The sequence below is a fragment of the Bacillus sp. K2I17 genome, assembly GCF_002209985.1.
In the GTDB taxonomy this organism is placed as follows: Bacteria; Bacillota; Bacilli; order Bacillales; family Bacillaceae_G; genus Bacillus_A; species Bacillus_A wiedmannii.
Genome location: NZ_NJGF01000005.1, coordinates 17467 through 40410 on the forward strand (window position 1 = coordinate 17467; position 22944 = coordinate 40410).

The following is a 22944-nucleotide window of genomic DNA, read 5'->3' on the forward strand; positions in this document are numbered from 1 at the left end:
GCCGCCTCTTTTTACTTTTCACGTTTTTCTTTAATTGCTACTGTACATCTTGATATACATAGTAAATCATCATTCTCATCAATAATACGTACATCCCAAACCATCGTTGAATGTCCTCTATGTATCGGTGTTCCGATCGCTGTTACAATCCCATCTTTCTTTGAGCGAATGTGATTTGCATTAATTTCTAGACCGAAACAAATACATTTCTCTTGATCAATTAAATTGTATGAACCAACACTTGCTACTGTCTCCGCTAATGCAAGAGATGCACCGCCGTGTAAAAAACCAAACGGCTGATGCGTACGCTCATCAACAGGCATCGTAGCAACCACCTTATCTTCTGTCATCTCTAACAACTCAATTCCAAGTGAATCCATTAAAGTTTTTCCCATATCGTTTCCTCCTTCTCTTACTTTAATTGAATGTATAATTTTACCTATTTATTTTCAAACTACTTATAACACTTATATAAGGAGGTTTCACCTAAATGAAACAGAAATTTTGTATATTACTGCTTATGTTCTCCTTGCTGACTATTGTACCAAATTGTGCACTAGCAGCCAAAGCATCCAACCTGACAATCGATGTTCAGACTGTAACACAAAAAGGTAAGAAACCTTATATAGAATATCAAATTAACAGACCTTCGTTTCACAATTTTCCCGATTCTAAATTTCAAAATAAGCTCAATTTCTATTACAAAAAATCTACTGACAAATTTAAAACAAAATTAGAAAAAGACGCAAAAAAATATTATAAAGAAACAGAAGGATCTAGTACACCTTTTCATCCGTACGTGGCGAATGTTGATTATAAAGTCTCCCTAAATAAACCACCGTTGCTCAGCCTATATGTGAATTACTATCAATATACAGGCGGAGCACACGGTCTTTATAAGTGGAAGGCAAACACATTTGATTTAAAAGAAAAAAAGTTACTACACTTAGACGATCTATTTCAACCAGAAGATAAATATAAAGAAATAATCCGTGCTGAGATTGTAAGACAAATTAAACAAAATGAAAGTATTTATTTTCCCGATGCAACTGAAAAGGTCATGAGCACGAAAAAGTTCCACTTCTTTTTAGAACCGGACAATCTCGTCATTTATTTCCCTTTATATGAGATTGCTCCTTATTCAAGCGGAATCCCTCAATTTCGTATTCCGTATACGTTGCTAAGAGAGTATTTGAAGCCTTCTTATCAAAATATTTTGATTGACAACAAGTAAATATTTTCGCTACGATAATGTTAACCTAAAAACAACAGGAGGTTAACATTATGAGGAGATTTCATGTTTTAGATTTAGCATTAGCTGCCATGTTCGTCGCTCTTATGGCCATTGGTGCAAATATTGTATCTTGGGCACCATTCCTGCAAGTAGCGGGTATCCCATTATCTATGCAACCATTTTTCGCAATTTTAGCAGGGCTTCTTCTTGGAAGTAGACTTGGCGCATTATCAATGACTGTGTATATGCTCGTTGGCTTAGCTGGTGCACCAATCTTCGCTAACTTCAAAGCTGGATTCGGAGCGCTTTTAGATCCTACTGGTGGTTTTATTATTGCATTTATTATCGTTGCTTACGTATCCGGAAAACTAGTAGAACAAAAAGAACGACCAACATTCAGTACATTTGCAATTGCCTCTTTCACAGGAATCATTTTAACGTATATTATCGGTACTACTTATATGTACGGGGCAGTCAATTTCTTCATGGGTGGTAATATGAGTTATAAAGCGGCTTGGATGATTATGATGTGGTTCGCAGTAAAAGATATTGCATTTACCATTATCGGTGCTATTATCGCACCTCGCATATACTATGCTGTACGTCGTTCCGCTTATCAGCATTCTCATTCGACGATTTCATAATAAAAAAGAGTTATTTCAGTACACTGAAATAACTCCTTTTTTATATTAAGACTGTTGCTTCGTGTGTTCTTCTAAAATTTTCTGCATCATTGGAACCATGTCATCACGTAATTCTGGGTGTCGCAGAGCCATTTCGATTGTCGTTTGAACGAATCCTAACTTTTCACCTACGTCGTAGCGCTTTCCTTCGAAATCGTAAGCAAATACACGTTGAATTTCGTTTAAGTTTTGGATTGCATCTGTTAACTGAATTTCACCACCAGCACCAACATGTTGCTGTTCTAAGAACATGAAGATTTCAGGTGTTAAAACGTAACGTCCCATAATTGCTAAGTTTGAAGGTGCTGTACCTGCTGCTGGTTTCTCAACGAAATTGCGAACTTGGTAACGACGTCCTTCCTGCTCTAATGGGTCGATAATTCCATAACGGTGTGTTTCATCTTCTGGAACCGTTTGTACACCAATAACAGAAGAAAGCGTTTTATCATATTCTTCAATTAATTGACGTAAACATGGTTTTTCAGCTTGAACGATATCATCACCTAATAAAACAGCGAATGGCTCATCACCAATGAATTTACGTGCACACCAAACAGCGTGTCCTAATCCTTTTGGTTCTTTTTGACGGATATAGTGAATATCTACCATTTTTGAAGAAGCCTGTACTTTTTCAAGTAACTCATACTTTTTCTTTTCTAATAAGTTTTGCTCTAACTCAAATGCATTATCAAAATGATCTTCAATAGAGCGCTTCGTTTTACCAGTAACGATAATAATATCTTCGATTCCTGATTTTATTGCTTCTTCTACAATGTATTGGATAGTTGGTTTATCTACTATCGGTAACATTTCTTTTGGCATTGCTTTTGTAGCTGGTAAAAAACGTGTTCCTAATCCAGCTGCTGGGATTATGGCTTTTCTTACTTTTTTCATCACAAAATACCCTCTCTTCTGTCAGAATCAATAACGATTATTTCCTTACATAAAACAAAAGGGAGGTTTCACTCCCTTTCGTTCCTTACTACTTAAAATTACTTTATATTATAAACGATTCATAATATCTTCTTTAATAGTAAGTAACTTTTGTTCACTATTTTGTAAAGAATTATCTTGAACACCGAAGTAGAACTTAATCTTCGGTTCAGTTCCAGATGGGCGTAGGCAGAACCAAGAACCATCTTCTAATTGATATTTTAACACATTTGATTTCGGTAAGTGAATCTCTTCTTTATGTCCATCTTGTAAAGATGTAACGATGCTCGCTTTATAGTCTTCAACAGCTACAACTGTTAAGCCCGCTACTTCTTTCGGAGGATTTTCACGGAATGTTGCCATCATTTCTTGAATTTGTTCCGCTCCATCTTTTCCTTTTAACGTTAACGATACAAGATCTTCACGGAAGAAACCGTACTTCTCAAATACTTCTAATAAACCATCGTATAACGTTTTACCTTGTGATTTGTAGTATGCAGCTACTTCACATGCAAATAGAACAGATTGTACTGCATCTTTATCACGACAGAATGGACGGATTAAATAACCATAGCTTTCCTCATAACCGAATTGGAATTCGTATTGTCCGCTTTCTTCATACTGTTTAATTTTCTCACCGATAAATTTAAATCCAGTTAACGTATCAACTGTATCTAAACCGTATGCTTTCGCGATTGTACGGCCAATTTCAGACGTTACGATTGTTTTTAATACAACACCGTTCTCTGGAAGCGTTCCGTTTTCTTTCTTTTGAGATAATAAGTAATCAAGCATTAATGCACCTGTTTGGTTACCCGTTAATACTTGGAACTCACCATCGTGATTACGAACTGCAACGCCTAGACGGTCTGCGTCAGGATCCGTTGCGATTAACACATCTGCTCCTACCTTCTCACCGTCACGAATTGCATACTCAAACGCTGCATGCTCTTCTGGGTTCGGTGATTTTACTGTAGAGAAGTTCGGATCTGGTAACTCTTGCTCTTTTACAACTGTTACATCTGTAAATCCAACTTCTTCTAAACCACGGCGCACAGAAATATTTGATGTTCCATGTAATGGTGTAAAGACGATTTTTAAGTCTTTTCCAACATTTTGTACCATTTCTTTATTAATGATGACATTGTTCAATTCTGTTGCATATGCATCATCTACTTCTTGTCCAACAATATGTAATAAACCGTCAGCTTTTAATTGCTCCACATTAGCAACCTCAACTGTTAACTCATCCTCTACTGCATTTACATAGCTAATTAACTCATCAGCTTCTTTTGGAGGCAACTGCCCACCATCTTCACCATATACTTTATAACCGTTATATTCCGGCGGATTATGGCTTGCCGTAAGAACGATTCCACTTACTGTATGTAAATGACGAACTGCGAAAGAAAGCACTGGCGTTGGACGTAAGCTTTCAAACACATATGTTGTGATACCGTGTGCACCAAGTGTAGCAGCTACTTCCATTGCAAATTCAGGTGATTTATGACGAGAATCGTACGCTACAACAACACCGCGTTTTTTCGCTTCTTCACCTAATTTTTCAATAAACTTCGCTAATCCTTGTGTTGCTTTACGAACTGTATATACGTTCAAACGGTTCGTACCAGCACCAAGTTCACCACGCATACCACCTGTGCCGAATTCTAGATTTTTATAAAAGCTGTCCTCAATTTTCTTCTCATCTTGCTTCATGTTTTCTAACTGTTCTTTTAGTTCTGCGTCTAACTCTGCATAGGAAAGCCAGCGACTAAATTCTTGTTTCCAGTTCATATTTCTATCTCCTCTCGCTTGTCATACCTTTATTATATGAAAAAAACAACCTGTATCTCAATATTTTTTACAATCTAACAGGATTTTACTAGGAATATTTGTATACACTATGGTTAAATACTTCACTAAAGGGAATGAGGATTATGCAAGAATGGGGCTTGTCAGAAGAGCTCAAAATACAAACAAAGCAAATGATTGAAATTGCTGAGAAAGAATTATCAATTATGAGACAAGCAATTGATAAAGAAGATGAATGTATTTTGTGCAAAATGGAAGATATTCATCATATGTTAGCAAACGTACAAACATTGGCAGCTACATACTATATTCAAGCGTATTTATCACCTTATACTGAAAGCTCACATTCTATTACAGCAACTGTCCAACATTTAAGCGCCCGAAAACACGGGGCTCTTATTGTTGTGGAAAGAAACGAACCACTTGACTCTCTCATTCAAACTGGAACAACATTACATGCTCATTTAACCTCACCGTTACTTGAATCCATTTTCTATCCAGGTAACCCTCTTCATGACGGAGCCGTTCTCGTTAAAAATGATCATATTGTTTCAGCTGCCAATATTCTTCCGTTAACGAAAAGCACAGAAGTTGATCCTGAACTAGGAACACGTCACAGAGCTGCGATTGGCTTATCAGAAAAAAGCGACGCACTTATTTTAGTTGTCTCTGAAGAAACAGGTCGCACTTCATTCGCTTTAAATGGAACGTTATATACGATTTCTTTATAGGATCCATCTTTTCCTATAGAACAGTACAATAGGAAATGAAATTATATCGACTTAACGAAAAAAAATGACAATAATCATACCAATAAAAAAGGCTGTTCCAAAATATCGGAACAGCCTTCTCTTATGGATCTTACTCTTCTCCGAAACGTTCAACAAGTGTTGCAAGTGTACGTACCATTGCACCTGTTGCTCCAGCTGGCCCTAAATCATGCGCTCCTGACGTTTCAGATGTTCCAGCGATGTCTAAGTGTACCCAAGGTGTATCTTCAGCAAATTCACCTAAGAATGTACCTGCCATAACCGCATGTCCTTCGCGGCCTGGTGAGTTATTTAAATCGGCAAACTTACTGTTTCGAACGCGTTCTTTATCACGATCAAAAATCGGTAATTGCCAAATTGATTCATCTGTTTCCATAGACGCCTCTAGCACTTGCTCAAACAACTCTTCATTGTTTGTCATTGCGCCTGTCGTCTGATTTCCAAGTGCAACAATTACACCACCTGTTAATGTCGCAACATCAATAAGATAGTTTGCACCTAGTTTTTTCGCATACGTAATACCGTCAGCTAACGCTAGGCGACCTTCTGCATCTGTATTTAATACTTCAATTGTTTTTCCGCTCATAGATGTGATTACATCGTCTGGCTTAAATGCTGTACCACTTACAACGTTATCAGTTGATGGAATAACAGCGATCACATTTTGCTCTGGGCGAAGTTCACCGATAATTTCCATCGCACCTAATACGGACGCAGCACCGCCCATATCACCTTTCATACCGACCATGCCTTCACGTGGTTTTAAAGAATAACCACCTGTATCGTATGTAATCCCTTTTCCAACGAATCCAATGACATCTGTCCACTCTTCTTTTCCTTTATAAATAAGAGCAATCATTTTTGGTGGCTCTGTACTACCTTGGTTTACTGCAAGTAACGCACCCATACCAAGATCTTCCATCTCTTCTTTCTCAAGAACTTTATAATCCATATCATACTTTTCCGCTAACTCAACAGCATACTCAGCAAGCTTTGTTGCTGTTAATACGTTTGGCGGCATATTTACAAGTGTACGAGCTGAATTTGTTGCACGTCCATGTACGTAGCCAACTGTTAATGCAGCTTCAATTTCTTGTGCATCTTCTGCTATAATAGCCGTGAACTTCTCTAGTTCCACACGATCCTTTTTATCTGATTTATACGTTTGTAACTCATATGTACCAAGACCTTGTACTTCTGCTGCAATATGAGCTACATCAATTGCATCTAATTTCTCTGTTACGAAAGAATCAAGTAAGATTGCTGCATCTTGTACTTTTGCTGCTTGTAACGTTTTAAATGCCTTACCAAGAGCAGCACGCAACGTTTCTGTCGTGTAAGACTCTTTCTTACCTAAACCAACGAAATAATAACGTTTCACATTTGTTTTTCCTAAACTATGTACTTTTGAAATAACTTTCTTCTTCGTAGAAAGTTCTTTCTCTTCTAATAAAACTTGTAGTTGTCCTTCAAACGCTTTGTCCAGTTCTTGTACAAAACTACTCGTTTTCTCTTCTTCAAATAAGGCAACGATTACCGCTTCATGGCTTGCTAATTCTTTTTGTACTTGAAACATGTTCAGACCCCCTAAATTTCTCTACTCTGCCTTTATTATAACTTTATTTTCGATAAAATGCGACAATTCTAACTTCTGTTACATCCTATATAATCCATATTTCTTCTATTTATAAAATAAAAAAGTCTAGCGTAATTACCACTAGACTATCTTTGTTTTAAATATTGACCACGAAACACTTGCATCGTTTCATCTTGATTTAACATCGTTAACTCTTCTTCTGAAAACTTACCATTTCCAACTTTCACTACATACACATTCACTTTTTTCTTACCCCATTGGCTATAAACATCTTTCACCGTATCATAATACAGATCAAGACGGTTTCCTTTTATTGCACCGCCCTTATCAGCTACTACACCGTACCCATAACCTGGTACGAATAGAATCGTTCCAATTGGGAATACGCGTAAGTCCGCAGCGATTGTGGAATATAAATCCCTTTTCACCTTAACTCCTGAATATGTAATACCATACTCCGGATGTCCCGGTCTCTTACCAGTTGACTCAATTCCCGACGTATAACCTGTTGCAGTCATTTCAATTGAACGATATTTAGACCAGTCGTTTGCCTGCTCTAAAGCATTTATCACTTCTTTACTCGGAGCAACATTTCTCTTAACTTCTGCTGCATGTACTTCTTTTGCACTCGTTCCCTCATATTTCTTTACAATCTCTAATAAAGAAACTCCTGTGAAAGCATTCCATGTTACGCATAATGCGGATACAAGTAAACAAGTCATCATAATGCGAATACAATATCGTTTTAACATTTTTATATTCCACACTCCTTCATCGTTAATCATTCCCTATACGATGAAGGAATATGCAAAAAAATAATCCCCAAATGAATTGGAGATTAAAACATTTGATATCCGCTTTTCCGAAGTTTCTTAATGACAATTCCGGCTAAAGCAGCACCTACTAATCCAGTAGATAGAATAAACACATCTGCCTGCCCTAAATGCGATACACTTGTCCCAAATGAAGAGAATGTTTCTTTCGGCTTTGAAAAATAATCCCACACACTCGCCTTATTAATAATAAGTATACAAACAATCGGATACACAATAACCATTACCCATGTCGCTCGCAATATCATGTTGAGTAAAAATCCAATTCCAAAAAACAAAATAAAAAATAACATCATTGAAATAAGTAGTACTGGTATACTCACTCTTTCTCCCTCTCCTTCGCATGCGCCGTAAATACATGATAGGCTGTATAACCAAATTGCTCTCCTGGATCTAATGTTTTGTTCATCTCAAGATGTAGTTCTGATCTTCCTTCAAACAAATATTTGATAAGTAGAGACGTATTTGGATCGTCCGCAATCGTATCTGGATGTAAAAATGCTACTTCAGACAATTCCTTCTCCTGTACAATAATGTTTTCTCCTTCAGGCTCCAAAAGGAAAATAATCATATTATCACTAATCTCATTGCGAATCACGCCCGATCGAACACCAATGATCCCCTTCACATGAGCGACGATACCTGTCTCTTCTAACACTTCACGTTTCACAGCTTCATCAACCGTCTCACCTTCATTTACAAAACCAGCCGGCAAAGACCATTTCCCCTTTAATCCACTATATTTTTTCTTAACGAACAGCCACCTGCCATCTTTTGTAGCTACTAAGCCACCAACAGCTAGCCATACTTTCCCTCGCTTCTCCATGATGTAATACCCTCCTCTGTCAGAACGGACAGAATATTCTTTCTTTTTTATATATTATACTATATTTTTTAAATGAAAAAAGCAGAAACAGCTCTTAGCCGTTTCTGCTTTTTCTACTATATATTAAAAGAACTTTAATTTACCTTTTTTAAGAACTAATAAAGGTCCACCTAATAAGAATAGGTAACGGTTATCGATAACTTTCTTCATGAAGGAAGCTTTCCAACCTGTTAACTTTTTGCCCATAACAACGCCCATTGCATCGTCATGACCTAAAGAACATACAGATCCTTTATTGTCGAATGCGAATTTTTTCATTTCGCCTTTACCACGAACTAACACAGTTAAGTTGTGTGCAATGTTGTAACCTTCTTGAATTGCGATTTGTGCCGTTGGTGGGTATGGACGATTAATTTCTTCGTTAATGATTAACGCTGCGTCACCAACCATAAATACATCTTCGTATCCTGGAGCGTGCATGTACTCATCAACTTTTACACGTCCGCGCATTGCTTCAAAGCCAGACTCTTCTACAATACCGTTACCACGAACACCCGCAGCCCAAACTACAGTTTCAGACTTAATTAATTCAGTATCATCGCCGTTTGCAACGATAATACCTTCTTCAGTTGCTTCTTTAATTGCTGTACCGATGCGGAATTCTACACCTTTTTTCTCAAGTTGTTTTACAGCGTATTCTACTAATGCCGGATCGAAACCTGGAAGTGCTGTTGGAGCAGCTTCTACACAGATAATACGTGCTTTTTCACGTGGTACATTGTACTCTTTGCAAAGTTCAGGAACACGGTTTGCAAGCTCACCTACGTACTCGATACCAGTAAATCCAGCACCACCAACAACGATTGTTACTAACTCATCGCGCTTTTCAGTTGCATATTTAGCGAAACTAGCTTCCATATGCTCACGAATTTCACGAGTTGCATTAATGTTAGCAATTGAGAATGCATGCTCTTTTAATCCTGTAATTCCGAATGTTTCTGATTCGAAACCAAGACCGATTACTAAGTAGTCATACTCTAGCTCGCCGTCTTTTAAGATGATGCGTTTTTCAGCAGCTTTAATTTCTACTACTGTGTCTTGTACAAAGTTCACTTTATTTGTATCAATAACGTCTTGAATATCTAGACAGATTTTTTCATCTTGTAATGTACCAGCTGCGCTCTCATGTAACCAAGTCGCTTGGTAGTGATAGCTGTTGTTGTTTACTAACGTAATTTCAGCTTCATTTACAGATAATGCTTTTTGCAGACGAACAGTCGTAATCATCCCGCCATAACCTGCACCTAAAACTACGATTTTTGGAGTCTTCACCAAATCACAACCCTTTTCTTTATATAATAGTAATGAAAAATAATACCAAGTACTAAAAACTATATTTGTCAAGAATGTGGAATTTATCACATTCTATATCATAACAAAACGCAGTCAAAAAATCGTACGAATTTTGTCATAGAAATTTAACATAATACTTCCCTATATTAGTCGGTTTTATTCCAGAATTCAAGCGTCTGGAGAATTATCAATATTTTAAAATAACATAGCGTTTTCAAGGGTTTTTCAGCCTTTTTTTCATGTATTTTCCTTTCACCATATTTTATACAATTAAAAAAGCATCTATGCGAAAACTTACACACAATTCAGTCGTTTTCAGAAGTATTATGAACTCAAATATGCTATCATTTATTTGAAAGTGTCATCATTTGCAGGATTTTCGTGTACATATGAACAATATATGAAATCAATATCAAAATTCCATCTATAGGGGGAATGAAAGTGGCAGAAAATCAAAAAGTTTACGACATAACAATTATTGGTGGTGGTCCAACAGGGCTGTTCACAGCATTTTATGGCGGTATGAGACAAGCAAGTGTAAAAATCATTGAAAGCTTACCTCAACTTGGAGGACAATTATCCGCACTCTACCCTGAAAAATACATTTATGATGTAGCTGGATTTCCAAAAGTGCGCGCACAAGAACTAGTTGATAACTTAAAAGAGCAAATGAAAAAATTTGATCCAACCGTTTGCTTAGAAGAAGCTGTTGATACGCTTGAGAAACAAGCTGACGGTATATTTAAACTTGTTACGAATAAGCAAACTCACTATTCTAAATCAGTTATTATTACTGCTGGCAATGGTGCTTTCCAACCACGCCGCTTAGAATTAGAAGATACAGCAAAGTATGAAAAGAAAAACTTACATTATTTCGTTGATGATATGAATAAATTTGCTGGTAAGCGCGTCGTAGTATTTGGCGGCGGCGACTCAGCTGTTGATTGGACAATGATGTTAGAGCCGATCGCTGAAAAAGTTACAATCGTTCATCGCCGTGATAAGTTCCGTGCACATGAACATAGCGTAGAAAACTTAATGAATTCTCATGCAGAAGTAAGCACACCGTACATACCAGTAGAACTCATTGGTGATGATAACATTGAACAAGTCGTTCTTCAGCATGTAAAAACAGAAGAAAAAATTATCATCGATGTGGATGATGTCATCGTAAACTACGGCTTCGTTTCCTCTCTTGGCCCAATTAAAAATTGGGGCTTAGATATACAAAAAAACAGCATTCTCGTGAATTCGAAAATGGAAACAAATATTCCTGGCATTTACGCTGCTGGTGACATTTGTACATATGAAGGAAAAGTAAAACTCATTGCTTGCGGCTTCGGTGAAGCACCAACAGCAGTAAACAATGCAAAAGCTTACTTCGATCCAAACGCAAAACTTCAACCGATGCACAGCTCTAGTATGTTTTAATATAGAAATGAAAAGAGCTCCTTTTATGCGAAGGAGTTCTTTTGTTATTGTGCTACCGTATCCTTCCAAAATATGTTACAATCAATAAGAACAAACGTTCTTATCAATAAGGGGGATATTTTAAAATGAAAGAACCTATTATCGTAAAAAAAGAAGCTTTCCAAGCAATCGGTATTTCGATTACGACGACAAATGAAATAGAGGCATCTACTGAAGGAAAAATTCCAGGGCTTTGGAACCAATACTTCCAAGAACAAATGATGCATCACATCCCAAATCAACAAACGAAAGAAACATTCGCGTTCTACTCAAATTATGAATCAGATGAAACTGGTACATATCAATTTACGATCGGTATGCCCGTTTCTTCATTAGAAGACGCACCTGAAAATATGACAACTTTAACAATACCTGCTGCTACGTATGCGGTATTTACAACGAGAAAGGGGCCAGTTGCTGAAGTCGTTTGTGAGGCTTGGGAATATATTTGGCAATGGTCAAAAGAAAACAAACGTGCTTTTACAACAGACTTTGAGCTTTATGATGAAAAAGCAACAGATCCAACCAACGTACAATTGGATATTTATATTGCATTAGCCTGAACGACAAAAAAGAAGATACCATTTGGTATCTTCTTTTTTGTCGTTAAATAGCCACTGTGCAAACCCAACATTATTGTCTACAATGAGAAAGTGCAGTATAGAAATATTAGAAACTGTATAAAACGATTGTTAATAGGTTTTTCAGTTTAAATTTGTCACATAGAAAGGAAGCAATATGGAGGAACTACAACAAAATAAATCTGCTTTAAAAGAAAATGCGAAACCGTTATTAAAAAATACGAATTTCCTTTTTCTTTGGGCAGCTACTCTTTTTTCAAGTTTTGCTTTAGCCTTTTTTACTTTTTCACAAACGTGGTACATAGCAAAAACATTAAACCTTGAGGCTTCACTCGGTGTTGTTTTCGTAGCTCTTAGTGTTCCAAGGCTTATTTTTATGATTATCGGCGGTGCTGTAGCTGATAAATTCCCGAAAAAAAACATTATGTTTTATTCTAATATTATTCGTGCTATTCTCGTCGCAACCATCCTTACATGGTTCATCGTAGGTGATGTAACACTATATACATTTGCTTTATTCGCTTTATTCTTTGGGCTTGCTGATGCTTTTTTCTGGTCAGCTGATGGATCTATCTTGCCTGAACTTGTAGAAAAAAGCCGTTTAACACAAGCAAACTCACTTACACAAATGTCAAATCAAGCATCGGTCATCTTAGGCCCTGTACTTGGCGGAATTCTTATCAAATTTACGAACTATGAAACGATCTTTTCGATCACGATTTTATTACTAATCGTTGCAGCCATACTCGTTCAAAAAATACAATTTACGATGCCAGAACAGCAAAATACAGACAAAGGCATGTTCACTTCTATTAAAGAAGGAATCTTATATGTAAAGGAATCACCATTCCTTTCAACCTTCCTTATTTGTAGTGCCTTTTTAAACTTATTTTTAATCGGTCCAATGCAAGTCGGTTTCCCGCTTTTCGTTAAAAATGTTCTGCACGGTGACTCGCTTCAGTTTAGTTATTTAGAAGCATCTGTAGGAGGCGGAATGGCGATAGGCGCTGTCATTGTCGGTTTAAAAAATATTAATCGTAGACGCGGTCTATTTTGCATTATCATGATGCTACTATCTGGTGTATTCTTCTTATCCATCAACTTTAGCACCGTACTGTGGCAAGCATTATTAGCTGGCATGTTTTACGGTATTACAATTGCAATGGCTATCGTTCCGCTTATGGCGATGATTCAATCGACAGTAAAAGAAGAAATGATGGGACGCGTAATGAGTTTACTTATGCTCTCATCAATGGGCTTTATCCCGCTTTCTTATGCATTCACATCAATCGCACTTGCAATAGGAATTCCAATCGTAACCGTTATGAAAAGCGGTGCAATCGCCGTTATCGTCTTCGTACTATTTGTAGCGATTCGTGTTCCAGTTGTAAGAAAGTTTGATTAACTACTTGGAGTCATGTGTTATACGCATGGCTCCTTTTTAAACGGATCAAATAACGGTATCCCCTTACTTCTTCTCACAGCTGCTCCCCATTCTAATCCAACCTCTAAAAATAGATTCCGCACTGTACTATATAAAAGCGCCTTAACATTTTTACGGATTTCCCCGTATTTATACGCTCTCACAACACTCTTTACTCGCCAAATGAAATTTCCATACACTTCTTCATCAGCTAATATTTGCTCCAGTAAAACACCTTGCTCTAGTAACCCACTCTTTTTATATGCAAGTTCCACCTTACTCCAAAATATATTAATCTTCTTCGGATTACGCGTCATCGGCACAAGTGCGTATATAAAAGGCTTCGGTATATCGTGACGGCAATACGTCTCATCAAGCTCGTACGTTTCTTTTCTATTCTCTTTTATTTGTGGAATGTTTTTAAAAAGAATTGTTTCCCCTTCACTTTTTTGCTCATTTTTACTACAGCCATCTGCACGATCCTCACTTTCACATGCGGACAGTTTCATACGGTCATCCATGCGGTCAATTGCAGATGTAAGAAATACATATAAGTTCGCACTATATCCGCCGCGCTTATGTCTTTCTTTTGTCGCAACACGCTTTATAATTCCTAGTTCCTCTAACTTTGCAATTGAACGGCGTACTGTACGAACGCTCTTTCCAACTTTCGTAGCAATCGTCTCCATTAACGGACAAGCAACTCCCACTGTTTTTTGTTTCTCATTCACCGCATACTTCCCTAAAAAATGAATGATGGTTGTATCCGTTTTATTTAATTCAAATCGATAGCACTTCAAAACTTGTTTTTGATATGTATTAAACTCTTCTTTACTTCGAAATTCACTATATGGTTTCATTAAATTATATAAGCTTCCCATTTTTATCACCTCATTTATAGGTAAGAGTCAGGAAGAAAAATTGGCGGGATATTTTAAATTTTTTTGGAGGTGACAATATGATCGTAATTAGCGCTTGTTTAGGTGGTATCGCTTGTCGGTATGATGGAAATGACAATCTCGTTTCAAAAATAGAGGAGCTACTGCAACAAGAAGATACAGTCCTCATTTGTCCTGAAGTATTAGGAGGATTACCAACGCCTCGTCCTTCAGCTGAAATTATTGGGGGGAATGGCGATGACGTTTTAGATGGAAAAGCAAAAGTGGTGACAAAAGACGGTGAAGATGTCACAGCAGCTTTCGTGAGCGGTGCTTATAAAGCTCTAGAACAAATGAAAGGTTTACACCCAGAATATATTATTTTGAAAGAACGCAGTCCATCTTGTGGTAGTTCTACGATTTACACTGGAGAATTTAACGGGAATAAACAAACTGGTTACGGGGTAACAACTGCTTTATTCAAAAGACATGGATTTAAAGTCATTTCAGAAGAGGATTTTGAGAATATAAAAAGGAATTGACCCTATTCGTCAATTCCTTTTTTCTGTCTTATTTCACGCCTAGTTTTTCTTTCACTTTCGCAGGAAGCTCATCTTTCTTTACTTCTTCCCAAGCTGTTACACCTTTTTTATCTGAGTGATATACACGTAAGAATGCATCTTTACGTAAGTTTTTTTGTGCAGTAAATTCTAATTCTTTCTCTTTACCTTCTTTATCAAATCCAGTTAACTTATATTCGTAATTTTTATACGGCTCACCATTATCAGATTTACCATTATACTCTTTTCCATCTACTGTAATTTGAACATAATACTCATCTTTACCCATACGATTTAAATCACAACCAACTAATAGGCTTGCAAATACAACTAAAATGCTAAAAAGTGCAATATATCTTTTCATTTCCTTCACCTCATGTGTTTTTCTTATATTGTTATCTTAAAGCCTAAGCTTTAAAGAAGAAATTCAAAAACATGACATGAACATTACACTTTTGTAAGATAATAATTATTTCTTCACTTTAGAAACCGTCATCCCATCACCAATTGGAATGAGTACGGATTCTAAACTTGGATGAGTTGCTATTACTTCATTAAAATTCTTCATACACATAAACCAACCTCTAATTATGCAAAAGACAACAATCGTAAGAAAATAGATGAAAAATAATAATTCCTTACTCAACCAACTAGCAGTTTCGTTTTCAATATGTGAAAAGGGATTTCTAAATGATGAATTGAATATATATTTATTGTTTTCTAGCTTTTGAGGGGAGAAATAATATGAATCCTATTTTATTGGATGTTCCGTTACAAATAGAAACAGACAGACTCATTCTTCGAGCTCCACTTCAAGCTGGTGAAGGGGATATAGTACACGAAGCTATTAAAGATTCCATTAGTGAATTAAAGCAATGGCTGCTTTTATTCCAGTCAATTCCTACTGTTGAAGAAACGGAAATTCTCCTGAGAAATGCGCATTTAGATTTTTTGAAAAGAGAAAGCTTTCGCTATCTTATCTACCATAAGGAGACGAATGATTTTATTGGAACGGCTAGCCTTCACGCAATTGATTGGAAGGTTTCTAAATGTGCAATTGGATACTGGATTAATACGCAATTTGGTGGCAATGGATATATGACAGAAGTAGTAAGTGCGTTAATAAACCTTGGATTTCAGTTATTCAAATTTAGAAGGATTGAAATACGATGCGAACGTAATAACACGAAAAGTCGTACAATCCCTGAAAAACTAGGTTTTGAACTTGAAGGGATATTACGTAATGAAGATCTTTCAGCTGACGGTAAACAACTAATTGATACTTGCATCTATGCAAAGATAAATTAGATTGTAAAATTCGTTGTGCAACATATCTTAAGATCGGTTTCTAAATTGGGAAGGCGACGTTTTTGATTTTTTGCGACAAAAGAAAAGACCTCCTTAACGATTTTCCTCCATCGCTAAAAAGGTCTTTTTCTATTTCTGCTAAAAGCTTAGCACTCTTCTGGCTTACCAGCATTCGTCGCCGTACGGAAAGATGATCCACATCCGCATGATGCGATTGCGTTTGGATTATCAATTGTGAATCCACCGCCAAGCATAGATTGTTTATAATCAATTTTTACTCCTTTAACAATTGGAGCACTTTCTGTATCGATAACAAATTCAACACCGAAAAATTCAAGAACTGTGTCGTCTTCTTTTGGTTCTACTTCAAATCCTAAGCCGTAAGAAAGGCCAGTACATCCGCCGCCATGTACAGCAAGGCGCACGTACTTCTCTCCATCTTCAGCATCTTTTAACATATCTTTAATTTGAAAAGCTGCTTGTTCTGTTACTTCAATCATGAAATACACCATCCTTTCTGTTCTCATTCTATTATACATCTTTACGCTTCTATCTTGTACTCATACACTCCGCGGCAAATTACTTCCGCTGGTCCTTTCATTAACACATTACCTTCTTCTGTCCATGCAATCATTAAATCGCCACCAGCTAAATGAACTATAATTTCCTTACCACGTTCCATTTTCCCATTTAAAATAGAGGCTACAACTGCAGCACACGCCCCTGTTCCGCAAGCTTGTGTTACACCAGATCCACGTTCCCAAACACGGAAGTTCATCTCTGCATCATTCAAAATTTCGACGAATTCAACATTTACTCGCTCTGGGAACATTTCATGTGTCTCCAGGACTGGACCAAGTGTTGTAAGGGGTGCTTGCTCTACATCATCAACAAAAATAACCGCATGCGGATTCCCCATTGAAACAGCTGTAAATGCATAACGATGATTATTGTATAAGAAGTTTTCACGAATAAATGGTGTTTCACCTTCACCAAGCATCGGTATTTCTACACGTGTTAAACGCGGTGCTCCCATATCGATTTTCGCTAATGTAACTTTCCCTTCTTCTACCGTTACTTCCGCTGTTACAATACCAGCTAACGTTTCAATTTTGAAAACTGTTTCTTCTACTAGTTTATGCTCATACGCATATTTCGCTACGCAGCGTAAACCGTTACCACAGCTCTTTCCTTCTGAACCATCATTATTAAACATGCGCATTTTCACCGGAGCTACGTCAGATGGACAAATTAAAATCATTCCATCTGCTCCAATACCAGTATTAATATTTGAAACCTTTTCCGCCACAAGAACTAAATCTTCTTCAGGAATTTGTTCTTCAAACATATTTACATATATATAACTATTGCCAAGACCATGCATTTTTGTAAAAGAAAATTGGCTCATTTGTATTCACTCCAAAAATAGTTTGTTATTTTAAGTATAAAATGCACGCTTTTAGAACACAATATGAATGTCCCCCGTTTCTCATATTTGACAACATTTGGCGATGAGCCATTCTTGCACAAATTGTGTAAGAAAAAAAGCCCTTCTACAAGGGCCTTTTTTTATTTATATACAATATTATCCTCCCCCGCGAAAGAAGATTTTATCTAATAGAAAAAGGTGCTGCTGATTGCAACACCTTAAAACATTGGATTTTCATCCAAATACTCATATACATTATGGACAAGTTCTTCTACTGTAGCACCTTGTACGACTTCACCATTTACAAGTGCAAACGGCCCTTCAAAACAAATACCACAATATCCTAAACAACCATATTCCATTACATCTAAATTCGGATCTTTTTCTAATTTCTCTAAAGCTGCTTGTGAACCACTCGCAAGGTTACCTACACAAAATTCAATTAATGGTTTAATCAAAATTCTCCCCCCTGTACTACAAAACAAATTACCTTCTGACTATCTATAAGAAGAAAACTAAGCTGTCTCTTGTTGTTTTCGTTATACATTCTAAACTATTTAGTTACTTCACTATTTCACTTCAAAGTAGATGGACTTATTTTATATAACATGCTACTCGCAATGAAATAGTAATTAAAAAGGAAAAACAGTTTACTTTACTTTTCTTCTTATTGTACAACAGAGTATTCATTCATGCATTGTTATTTGTTCACAAATTCGATATAATTTGATTGAGTAAAGTCAAAATATTTTATTAATATAAAATTGTATGATTAGGGGATATTTCAACAGAAAAGGGGTAATCCATCATGAAACACCTCGTAATACTAGGTGGCGGCTACGGTGGAATGAGAATTCTGCAGCGGCTACTTCCAAGCAACCAACTTCCAGATGATGTACAAGTGACATTAATCGACAAAGTACCATACCATTGCTTCAAAACTGAATATTATGCATTAGTTGCGGGTACTATTTCAGAAACACATATTCGTATACCGTTTCCCGAGCACCCACGCCTCAATATTCAATACGGCACAATAACAAATATTGATCTCGAAGAAAAAGCTGTTCATCTCGATGGCGGCGAAGCAATCCCATATGATGATTTAATTATCGGTCTTGGCTGTGAGGATAAATATCATAACGTTCCTGGGGCGAAGGAATATACACATAGCCTACAATCGATTGAACAAACACGTAAGACATATGAACAATTAAATAGTCTAGAACCAAACGCAACAGTAGCTGTCGTTGGTGCTGGATTAAGTGGCGTTGAAGTTGCAAGTGAACTTCGCGAAAGCCGTTCTGATTTAAAAATTCACTTATTTGATCGAAAAGATAGAATTCTATTCCCATATCCAGAGAAATTAAGTAGATACGTAGAAGAATGGTTCGTAAAACATAAGGTTACTATTATACGAAACTCTAACATTACAAAAGTAGAACCAAATATTGTGTACAACCACGATGAACCACTTGAATGTGATGCAATCGTCTGGACAGCTGGTATTCAAGCAAATGAAGTTGTTCGAAACCTTCCAGTTGAACAAGATGGTAGCGGACGGGTTGTTTTAACAAAATATCACAATATTCCAAATAACGAGCACGTGTATGTTGTAGGAGATTGCGCAGCACTTCCACACGCTCCATCTGCACAACTTGCTGAAGGTCAAGGAGAACAAATTGTCCAAATATTATTAAAACGTTGGAATAATGAACCACTTCCTGACGAACTACCTGTAATTAAATTAAAAGGTGTTCTCGGCTCTCTTGGTAAGAAGCACGGCTTCGGTTTACTAGCAAACCAACCATTAATGGGACGTGTACCGAGATTATTAAAATCCGGTCTTCTTTGGATGTACAAATATCATAAAGGTTAATACTTTACAGACTGTCTACTAAATAGGCAGTCTCTTTTATGAGTTAAAATATAATTATCAGACACATCTTTCTCAATATGGATGATGATTTATTTTTCATTTTTATATTAAAAACTATTGATAAACAGTGTATGCTATTTATAAGTTGTTTTATTATTTCCTTTAAGACCGAAGTCATTCGGTCTTATTTTTTATGTTGTAAATACTTTTACAGGAGGTATTCCATTTCACTTATGAACTTAACGAAACTAAACGATCGAATAGAAGCGAAGAAGATAGAATTGATCTATCTCGTTGAAAAGTACGGATTCACTCATGATAAAGTGATTTCTTTCAGCCAAGAATTAGATCGTTTACTTAACTTATTAATAGAACTCAAGACGAAGAAAAAACGTTGTTCTTTATAACCGTTATCCTCTCTTTTTTGATACGATAGAACTAGAATCAGAAAGGAGCCATCTATGTTTATATTAAAAGACGTTACATATAAAGATATACTACAAATTCCTTATTTACAGATTCAAAAAGAAAAAATCACATGTATTATCGGTGAGAGTGGGAGCGGAAAAAGTACATTGCTCCGCATGCTAAATGATTTGCAATCTCCAACATCCGGTACAATTGAATATAACGGAAAACAAATTTCCGATTATCCTCCAATTCAATTACGACGTGACGTAGTCATGCTTGGGCAAACGCCACCTATTTTTGATGGAACGATTAAAGACAATCTATTAATGGGACTTCGTTTTTCTGAAAAAACATTTCCAAATGATGATGCCTTGCGAAGCGCATTAACGACTGTTAGCTTAGAAAAAAATTTAGAAGACAACGCTGATTCATTATCAGGCGGAGAAAAACAACGACTTGCTTTTGCACGTATCGTACTTATGGATCCACCTGTTTATTTATTAGATGAACCAACCTCGGCACTAGATAGCGATACAGAACGCCGCGTTATGAAACAATTTACTATGCTAGCAAGAGAAAAGAAAAAAACAGTTATCTTCATTACACACTCACAACAACTTCCAAAAGAAATTGCAGACGATATTATTGAAATTAGTAAAACAAACGGTGCAACTAGAAAGGAAGTGCTCTCAGTTGAAGGGCGTTATTGAACTCCAAATTTGGCAACTTGCCGCTGCATATATTTTTATTCTTATTTTAATTGGACTTGTAAAATTAAAAGGGATTCCTCGTGAAAAACAAATTGCGCTCGCAACATTCCGTATGACGATTCAGCTCGTACTTGTTGCATATGTCCTTACATACGTATTTGAAAATAGTAATCCATTTTATACAATTGCTCTTATTACTTCTATTACTACCTTTGCAATTTTTAATATTTATAAACGAGTCAATATCCCGATGTCTAAAGAATTAAAACGAGTAGCCGCGCTTTCCATGGTTGCCGGATCAATTGGCCCACTTCTACTATTTATCTTTGTTATTATCGGGCACGACCCTTGGTATGCACCGCAATATATCGTTCCGATTACGGGAATGTTAGTTGGGAATGCGATGACAGGTGTTTCCCTTGGTGCAAATACGTTCTTAAATAATATGAAATCGCAAAGAGGTCAAATTGAAGGCGCACTTATGCTCGGCGCAACACCGAAAGAAGCCGCTGCGCCGCTCATACGAGACGCTTTTGACTCTGCTATTTTACCAACGATCAATTCTATGGTCGGAATGGGGATTATAAGCTTACCAGGCATGATGACTGGTCAAATCTTATCTGGTGTATCACCATTTACAGCCATTCAATATCAAATCGCCATTATACTTGGTATTTCAGGAAGCACTGCCTTTGCTGTTATTATCTTCTTACAGCTTGGATATAAAACATTCTTTAATAAGCGGTGTCAGTTGAAAGAGATTGACTATGGTGCACAGTAAATGTTGCACTGTTCATGGTAAATAAAATTATATCGACTTACCGATAAAAAATGACAATAAAAAAGAGGAGGCTAATCGCCTCCTCTTTTTATTTACGCCTTCTTAACGAACTGTGATTTTAATTTCATAGCTCCGAAACCGTCGATTTTGCAATCAATATCGTGATCGCCATCAACTAGACGAATACTCTTTACTTTCGTACCGATCTTCACAACTGAAGAAGTTCCTTTTACTTTTAAATCTTTAATAACAGTAACAGCATCGCCGTCTTGAAGAACGTTTCCGTTCGCATCTTTTACAACTTTTGCACCATCATTATTTTCAGTTTCTGCTTCTTGGCCCCACTCATGAGCACATTCTGGACATACGAAAAGAACGCCATCCTCATACGTATATTCTGAATTACATTTTGGACAATTAGGTAAAGTAGCCATAAATTCATTTCCTCCGTTCATTATTTATACGTAAAAATCAAAATTGATGTTTACATCTCGATAAATAAAATTTGTATAGCATTTCTTTATAGTGCCATAGTCTTACGTTATTGACAAGCCTACCTCAAATTCTCATTTTTTATTGTATTTTACAAATTTTCAATTCGTATGGTGTTTCCAATAAAAAAGAAGAACCTTCACAAGATTCTTCTTCTCAAAATGAACGAGCTCTCACTAGAAACTCCAACTATTTTCTTCAATGTAAAATTGATACTCTTCTAACTCTTCTTCACTTAATTTCTTATTATTCTCATATACTTCTTGCCATTCAAAATAGTCTTCACTGAAATAAACAGCAAATTTAATTTTTATATTTTTCTTCTCTTCGTAATCATACCCAGTAAATTCTACTACGTCATAATCTTTTTCTTTCTCCACAAGCTTCCACGTTGGATTATCCGTCATAATCTCTAAAGTAAATCCTTCATCACTTGCACGAACAACGTTTTTTATATTTGGTTCAGTTGGTAAAAAGGAGAGTCCGAACGTGGCTCCGCCAAATACTAACCCTACTATGATGTGTAAACCAACCATACTAGCAAAACTAGCGCCACCCTTTGATTGTAAATAATACGCCTTCTCATGATCTGGCATATTTTCTTCCTTATGTAAAATACGGACAGCATGCTTATAATATAAACGGTTTCCTTGCCATCCAGTAAATATCATCATTCCTAATTGAAAAACTAGACCAATTGATAAAAAAATCCCATCTGGAATATCTATAAAAGGAGTTACAAATATACTAGGTACCGTCAGTAACGTAAGTATAATAAACAACTTATACATTTTACGATAAGCTAACCAAAAAACTGGGAAGAAAAAGGCTACCCAATTCCACGTATTTCCTTGCGCTGGATTTTCTACTTTTCCCCACTTAAAGTCATAATACGCCGTATTCTTTTGAACGACTGTATGTAACTGTTGCGGAGAAATTGTTTCTTGTAAAACAGTGTCCTTCACGTACATCATCCTTTTC

At 36.5% G+C, this 22944-nt stretch carries 28 protein-coding genes; 12 read left to right on the top strand and 16 right to left on the bottom strand.

Going from position 1 to position 22944, the window contains the following annotated elements:
* Positions 1–11: 11 nt before the first annotated feature.
* Complete coding sequence (locus CER22_RS08030) at positions 12–395, bottom strand: hotdog fold thioesterase (RefSeq protein ID WP_000520763.1); 384 nt, start codon at positions 393–395, stop codon at positions 12–14.
* A gap of 95 nt (positions 396–490) precedes the next feature.
* Between CER22_RS08030 and CER22_RS08035 the strand changes: the two genes are divergently transcribed.
* Together CER22_RS08035 and CER22_RS08040 are read left to right on the top strand one after the other, a co-directional pair.
* Complete coding sequence (locus CER22_RS08035) at positions 491–1234, top strand: DUF3298 and DUF4163 domain-containing protein (RefSeq protein WP_088064702.1); 744 nt, start codon at positions 491–493, stop codon at positions 1232–1234.
* A gap of 50 nt (positions 1235–1284) precedes the next feature.
* On the top strand, positions 1285–1878 hold the full coding sequence (locus tag CER22_RS08040) for a biotin transporter BioY (RefSeq protein WP_001252151.1): 594 nt from the start codon (positions 1285–1287) through the stop codon (positions 1876–1878).
* 45 nt (positions 1879–1923) lie between these two features.
* Here CER22_RS08040 and galU read toward each other — a convergent pair whose 3' ends face one another.
* A complete protein-coding gene (galU, locus tag CER22_RS08045) occupies positions 1924–2811 on the bottom strand; it encodes a UTP--glucose-1-phosphate uridylyltransferase GalU (protein ID WP_087986056.1) in 888 nt (295 codons plus the stop codon).
* 108 nt (positions 2812–2919) lie between these two features.
* Positions 2920–4644: a phospho-sugar mutase gene (locus CER22_RS08050; RefSeq protein WP_087986045.1), complete on the bottom strand. Its 1725-nt coding sequence runs from the start codon at positions 4642–4644 to the stop codon at positions 2920–2922.
* 143 nt (positions 4645–4787) lie between these two features.
* Between CER22_RS08050 and cdaS the strand changes: the two genes are divergently transcribed.
* Complete coding sequence (gene cdaS, locus CER22_RS08055; protein WP_070169194.1) at positions 4788–5393, top strand: sporulation-specific diadenylate cyclase CdaS; 606 nt, start codon at positions 4788–4790, stop codon at positions 5391–5393.
* A gap of 130 nt (positions 5394–5523) precedes the next feature.
* Here cdaS and pepA read toward each other — a convergent pair whose 3' ends face one another.
* The 5 genes from pepA to CER22_RS08080 form a co-directional block, all read right to left on the bottom strand.
* Positions 5524–7008: a cytosol aminopeptidase gene (gene pepA / locus CER22_RS08060; protein ID WP_088608529.1), complete on the bottom strand. Its 1485-nt coding sequence runs from the start codon at positions 7006–7008 to the stop codon at positions 5524–5526.
* Between the two features lie 146 nt (positions 7009–7154).
* The gene (locus CER22_RS08065) at positions 7155–7781 is read right to left on the bottom strand and encodes a 3D domain-containing protein (RefSeq protein WP_000920109.1); all 627 of its coding nucleotides are present in this window, start codon (positions 7779–7781) and stop codon (positions 7155–7157) included.
* An 86-nt stretch (positions 7782–7867) separates the two neighbouring features.
* A complete protein-coding gene (locus CER22_RS08070) occupies positions 7868–8185 on the bottom strand; it encodes a YuiB family protein (protein WP_000027007.1) in 318 nt (105 codons plus the stop codon).
* A complete protein-coding gene (locus tag CER22_RS08075) occupies positions 8182–8688 on the bottom strand; it encodes an NUDIX hydrolase (RefSeq protein WP_000415296.1) in 507 nt (168 codons plus the stop codon). The genes CER22_RS08070 and CER22_RS08075 overlap by 4 nt, the downstream gene beginning before the upstream one ends.
* 123 nt (positions 8689–8811) lie before the next feature.
* Entirely contained in the window at positions 8812–10020 is a 1209-nt protein-coding gene (locus CER22_RS08080; protein ID WP_000856605.1) for an NAD(P)/FAD-dependent oxidoreductase, read from the bottom strand.
* Between the two features lie 462 nt (positions 10021–10482).
* Between CER22_RS08080 and CER22_RS08085 the strand changes: the two genes are divergently transcribed.
* From CER22_RS08085 to CER22_RS08095, 3 genes are all read left to right on the top strand, one after another.
* On the top strand, positions 10483–11472 hold the full coding sequence (locus CER22_RS08085; RefSeq protein ID WP_142293446.1) for an NAD(P)/FAD-dependent oxidoreductase: 990 nt from the start codon (positions 10483–10485) through the stop codon (positions 11470–11472).
* Positions 11473–11597: 125 nt separating this feature from the next.
* Entirely contained in the window at positions 11598–12074 is a 477-nt protein-coding gene (locus CER22_RS08090; protein ID WP_088064705.1) for a GyrI-like domain-containing protein, read from the top strand.
* A gap of 175 nt (positions 12075–12249) precedes the next feature.
* Positions 12250–13497 carry an MFS transporter gene (locus CER22_RS08095; protein ID WP_046959971.1) on the top strand — a complete coding sequence of 416 codons (1248 nt, stop codon included), beginning with the start codon at positions 12250–12252 and terminating at the stop codon, positions 13495–13497.
* A 17-nt stretch (positions 13498–13514) separates the two neighbouring features.
* On the opposite strand, the gene CER22_RS08100 is transcribed toward CER22_RS08095, so the two are convergent.
* Entirely contained in the window at positions 13515–14396 is an 882-nt protein-coding gene (locus tag CER22_RS08100) for a helix-turn-helix domain-containing protein (protein ID WP_088608531.1), read from the bottom strand.
* Between the two features lie 77 nt (positions 14397–14473).
* Here CER22_RS08100 and CER22_RS08105 point away from each other — a divergent pair, with 77 nt between their 5' ends.
* Positions 14474–14935 (top strand): DUF523 domain-containing protein, encoded by a 462-nt coding sequence (locus CER22_RS08105; protein ID WP_088064707.1) that lies wholly within the window; start codon positions 14474–14476, stop codon positions 14933–14935.
* Positions 14936–14963: 28 nt separating this feature from the next.
* On the opposite strand, the gene CER22_RS08110 is transcribed toward CER22_RS08105, so the two are convergent.
* Both CER22_RS08110 and CER22_RS08115 read right to left on the bottom strand, forming a co-directional pair.
* Positions 14964–15317 carry a YxeA family protein gene (locus CER22_RS08110; protein ID WP_088064708.1) on the bottom strand — a complete coding sequence of 118 codons (354 nt, stop codon included), beginning with the start codon at positions 15315–15317 and terminating at the stop codon, positions 14964–14966.
* A gap of 105 nt (positions 15318–15422) precedes the next feature.
* On the bottom strand, positions 15423–15527 hold the full coding sequence (locus CER22_RS08115) for a methyltransferase (RefSeq protein ID WP_088064709.1): 105 nt from the start codon (positions 15525–15527) through the stop codon (positions 15423–15425).
* A 170-nt stretch (positions 15528–15697) separates the two neighbouring features.
* Between CER22_RS08115 and CER22_RS08125 the strand changes: the two genes are divergently transcribed.
* Entirely contained in the window at positions 15698–16261 is a 564-nt protein-coding gene (locus CER22_RS08125) for a GNAT family N-acetyltransferase (RefSeq protein WP_088064710.1), read from the top strand.
* Positions 16262–16407: 146 nt separating this feature from the next.
* Here the strand turns inward: CER22_RS08125 and CER22_RS08130 are convergent, their stop codons facing one another.
* The 3 genes from CER22_RS08130 to CER22_RS08140 form a co-directional block, all read right to left on the bottom strand.
* Positions 16408–16761, bottom strand: coding sequence for a HesB/IscA family protein (locus tag CER22_RS08130; RefSeq protein WP_000573830.1), 354 nt, complete (start codon positions 16759–16761; stop codon positions 16408–16410).
* Positions 16762–16802: 41 nt separating this feature from the next.
* Positions 16803–17669, bottom strand: coding sequence for a diaminopimelate epimerase (gene dapF / locus CER22_RS08135; RefSeq protein WP_088608532.1), 867 nt, complete (start codon positions 17667–17669; stop codon positions 16803–16805).
* A gap of 239 nt (positions 17670–17908) precedes the next feature.
* Entirely contained in the window at positions 17909–18148 is a 240-nt protein-coding gene (locus tag CER22_RS08140) for a YuzB family protein (RefSeq protein WP_000595024.1), read from the bottom strand.
* Between the two features lie 350 nt (positions 18149–18498).
* Between CER22_RS08140 and CER22_RS08145 the strand changes: the two genes are divergently transcribed.
* The 4 genes from CER22_RS08145 (at position 18499) to CER22_RS08160 (ending at position 21471) form a co-directional block, all read left to right on the top strand.
* Positions 18499–19569, top strand: coding sequence for an NAD(P)/FAD-dependent oxidoreductase (locus CER22_RS08145; protein ID WP_000682062.1), 1071 nt, complete (start codon positions 18499–18501; stop codon positions 19567–19569).
* A 233-nt stretch (positions 19570–19802) separates the two neighbouring features.
* Positions 19803–19976: an aspartyl-phosphate phosphatase Spo0E family protein gene (locus CER22_RS32475; protein ID WP_060488142.1), complete on the top strand. Its 174-nt coding sequence runs from the start codon at positions 19803–19805 to the stop codon at positions 19974–19976.
* Positions 19977–20030: 54 nt separating this feature from the next.
* Positions 20031–20690 (top strand): ABC transporter ATP-binding protein, encoded by a 660-nt coding sequence (locus tag CER22_RS08155; protein WP_088608533.1) that lies wholly within the window; start codon positions 20031–20033, stop codon positions 20688–20690.
* Positions 20674–21471 (top strand): ABC transporter permease, encoded by a 798-nt coding sequence (locus tag CER22_RS08160; RefSeq protein ID WP_088608534.1) that lies wholly within the window; start codon positions 20674–20676, stop codon positions 21469–21471. Before CER22_RS08155 ends, CER22_RS08160 begins: the two co-directional genes overlap by 17 nt.
* Positions 21472–21563: 92 nt before the next feature.
* Here the strand turns inward: CER22_RS08160 and phnA are convergent, their stop codons facing one another.
* Positions 21564–21905 carry an alkylphosphonate utilization operon protein PhnA gene (gene phnA / locus CER22_RS08165; protein ID WP_048528370.1) on the bottom strand — a complete coding sequence of 114 codons (342 nt, stop codon included), beginning with the start codon at positions 21903–21905 and terminating at the stop codon, positions 21564–21566.
* A gap of 234 nt (positions 21906–22139) precedes the next feature.
* Positions 22140–22937, bottom strand: a complete 798-nt coding sequence (locus CER22_RS08170; protein WP_142293447.1) for a DUF2628 domain-containing protein — start codon at positions 22935–22937, stop codon at positions 22140–22142.
* Positions 22938–22944 lie beyond the last annotated feature (7 nt).

Coding starts and splice junctions, on each gene's coding strand:
- pepA (WP_088608529.1), bottom strand. CDS start 7,008: ATGTTTCAAGTACAAAAAGAATTAGCAAGCCATGAAGCGGTAATCGTT.
- CER22_RS08125 (WP_088064710.1), top strand. CDS start 15,698: ATGAATCCTATTTTATTGGATGTTCCGTTACAAATAGAAACAGACAGA.
- dapF (WP_088608532.1), bottom strand. CDS start 17,669: ATGAGCCAATTTTCTTTTACAAAAATGCATGGTCTTGGCAATAGTTAT.
- CER22_RS08050 (WP_087986045.1), bottom strand. CDS start 4,644: ATGAACTGGAAACAAGAATTTAGTCGCTGGCTTTCCTATGCAGAGTTA.
- CER22_RS08035 (WP_088064702.1), top strand. CDS start 491: ATGAAACAGAAATTTTGTATATTACTGCTTATGTTCTCCTTGCTGACT.
- CER22_RS08095 (WP_046959971.1), top strand. CDS start 12,250: ATGGAGGAACTACAACAAAATAAATCTGCTTTAAAAGAAAATGCGAAA.
- phnA (WP_048528370.1), bottom strand. CDS start 21,905: ATGGCTACTTTACCTAATTGTCCAAAATGTAATTCAGAATATACGTAT.
- CER22_RS08110 (WP_088064708.1), bottom strand. CDS start 15,317: ATGAAAAGATATATTGCACTTTTTAGCATTTTAGTTGTATTTGCAAGC.
- CER22_RS08130 (WP_000573830.1), bottom strand. CDS start 16,761: ATGATTGAAGTAACAGAACAAGCAGCTTTTCAAATTAAAGATATGTTA.
- CER22_RS08040 (WP_001252151.1), top strand. CDS start 1,285: ATGAGGAGATTTCATGTTTTAGATTTAGCATTAGCTGCCATGTTCGTC.
- CER22_RS08155 (WP_088608533.1), top strand. CDS start 20,031: ATGTTTATATTAAAAGACGTTACATATAAAGATATACTACAAATTCCT.
- CER22_RS08170 (WP_142293447.1), bottom strand. CDS start 22,937: ATGATGTACGTGAAGGACACTGTTTTACAAGAAACAATTTCTCCGCAA.
- CER22_RS08090 (WP_088064705.1), top strand. CDS start 11,598: ATGAAAGAACCTATTATCGTAAAAAAAGAAGCTTTCCAAGCAATCGGT.
- CER22_RS08145 (WP_000682062.1), top strand. CDS start 18,499: ATGAAACACCTCGTAATACTAGGTGGCGGCTACGGTGGAATGAGAATT.
- galU (WP_087986056.1), bottom strand. CDS start 2,811: ATGAAAAAAGTAAGAAAAGCCATAATCCCAGCAGCTGGATTAGGAACA.
- CER22_RS08075 (WP_000415296.1), bottom strand. CDS start 8,688: ATGGAGAAGCGAGGGAAAGTATGGCTAGCTGTTGGTGGCTTAGTAGCT.
- CER22_RS08065 (WP_000920109.1), bottom strand. CDS start 7,781: ATGTTAAAACGATATTGTATTCGCATTATGATGACTTGTTTACTTGTA.
- CER22_RS08030 (WP_000520763.1), bottom strand. CDS start 395: ATGGGAAAAACTTTAATGGATTCACTTGGAATTGAGTTGTTAGAGATG.
- CER22_RS32475 (WP_060488142.1), top strand. CDS start 19,803: ATGAACTTAACGAAACTAAACGATCGAATAGAAGCGAAGAAGATAGAA.
- cdaS (WP_070169194.1), top strand. CDS start 4,788: ATGCAAGAATGGGGCTTGTCAGAAGAGCTCAAAATACAAACAAAGCAA.
- CER22_RS08105 (WP_088064707.1), top strand. CDS start 14,474: ATGATCGTAATTAGCGCTTGTTTAGGTGGTATCGCTTGTCGGTATGAT.
- CER22_RS08100 (WP_088608531.1), bottom strand. CDS start 14,396: ATGGGAAGCTTATATAATTTAATGAAACCATATAGTGAATTTCGAAGT.
- CER22_RS08115 (WP_088064709.1), bottom strand. CDS start 15,527: ATGTGTATGAAGAATTTTAATGAAGTAATAGCAACTCATCCAAGTTTA.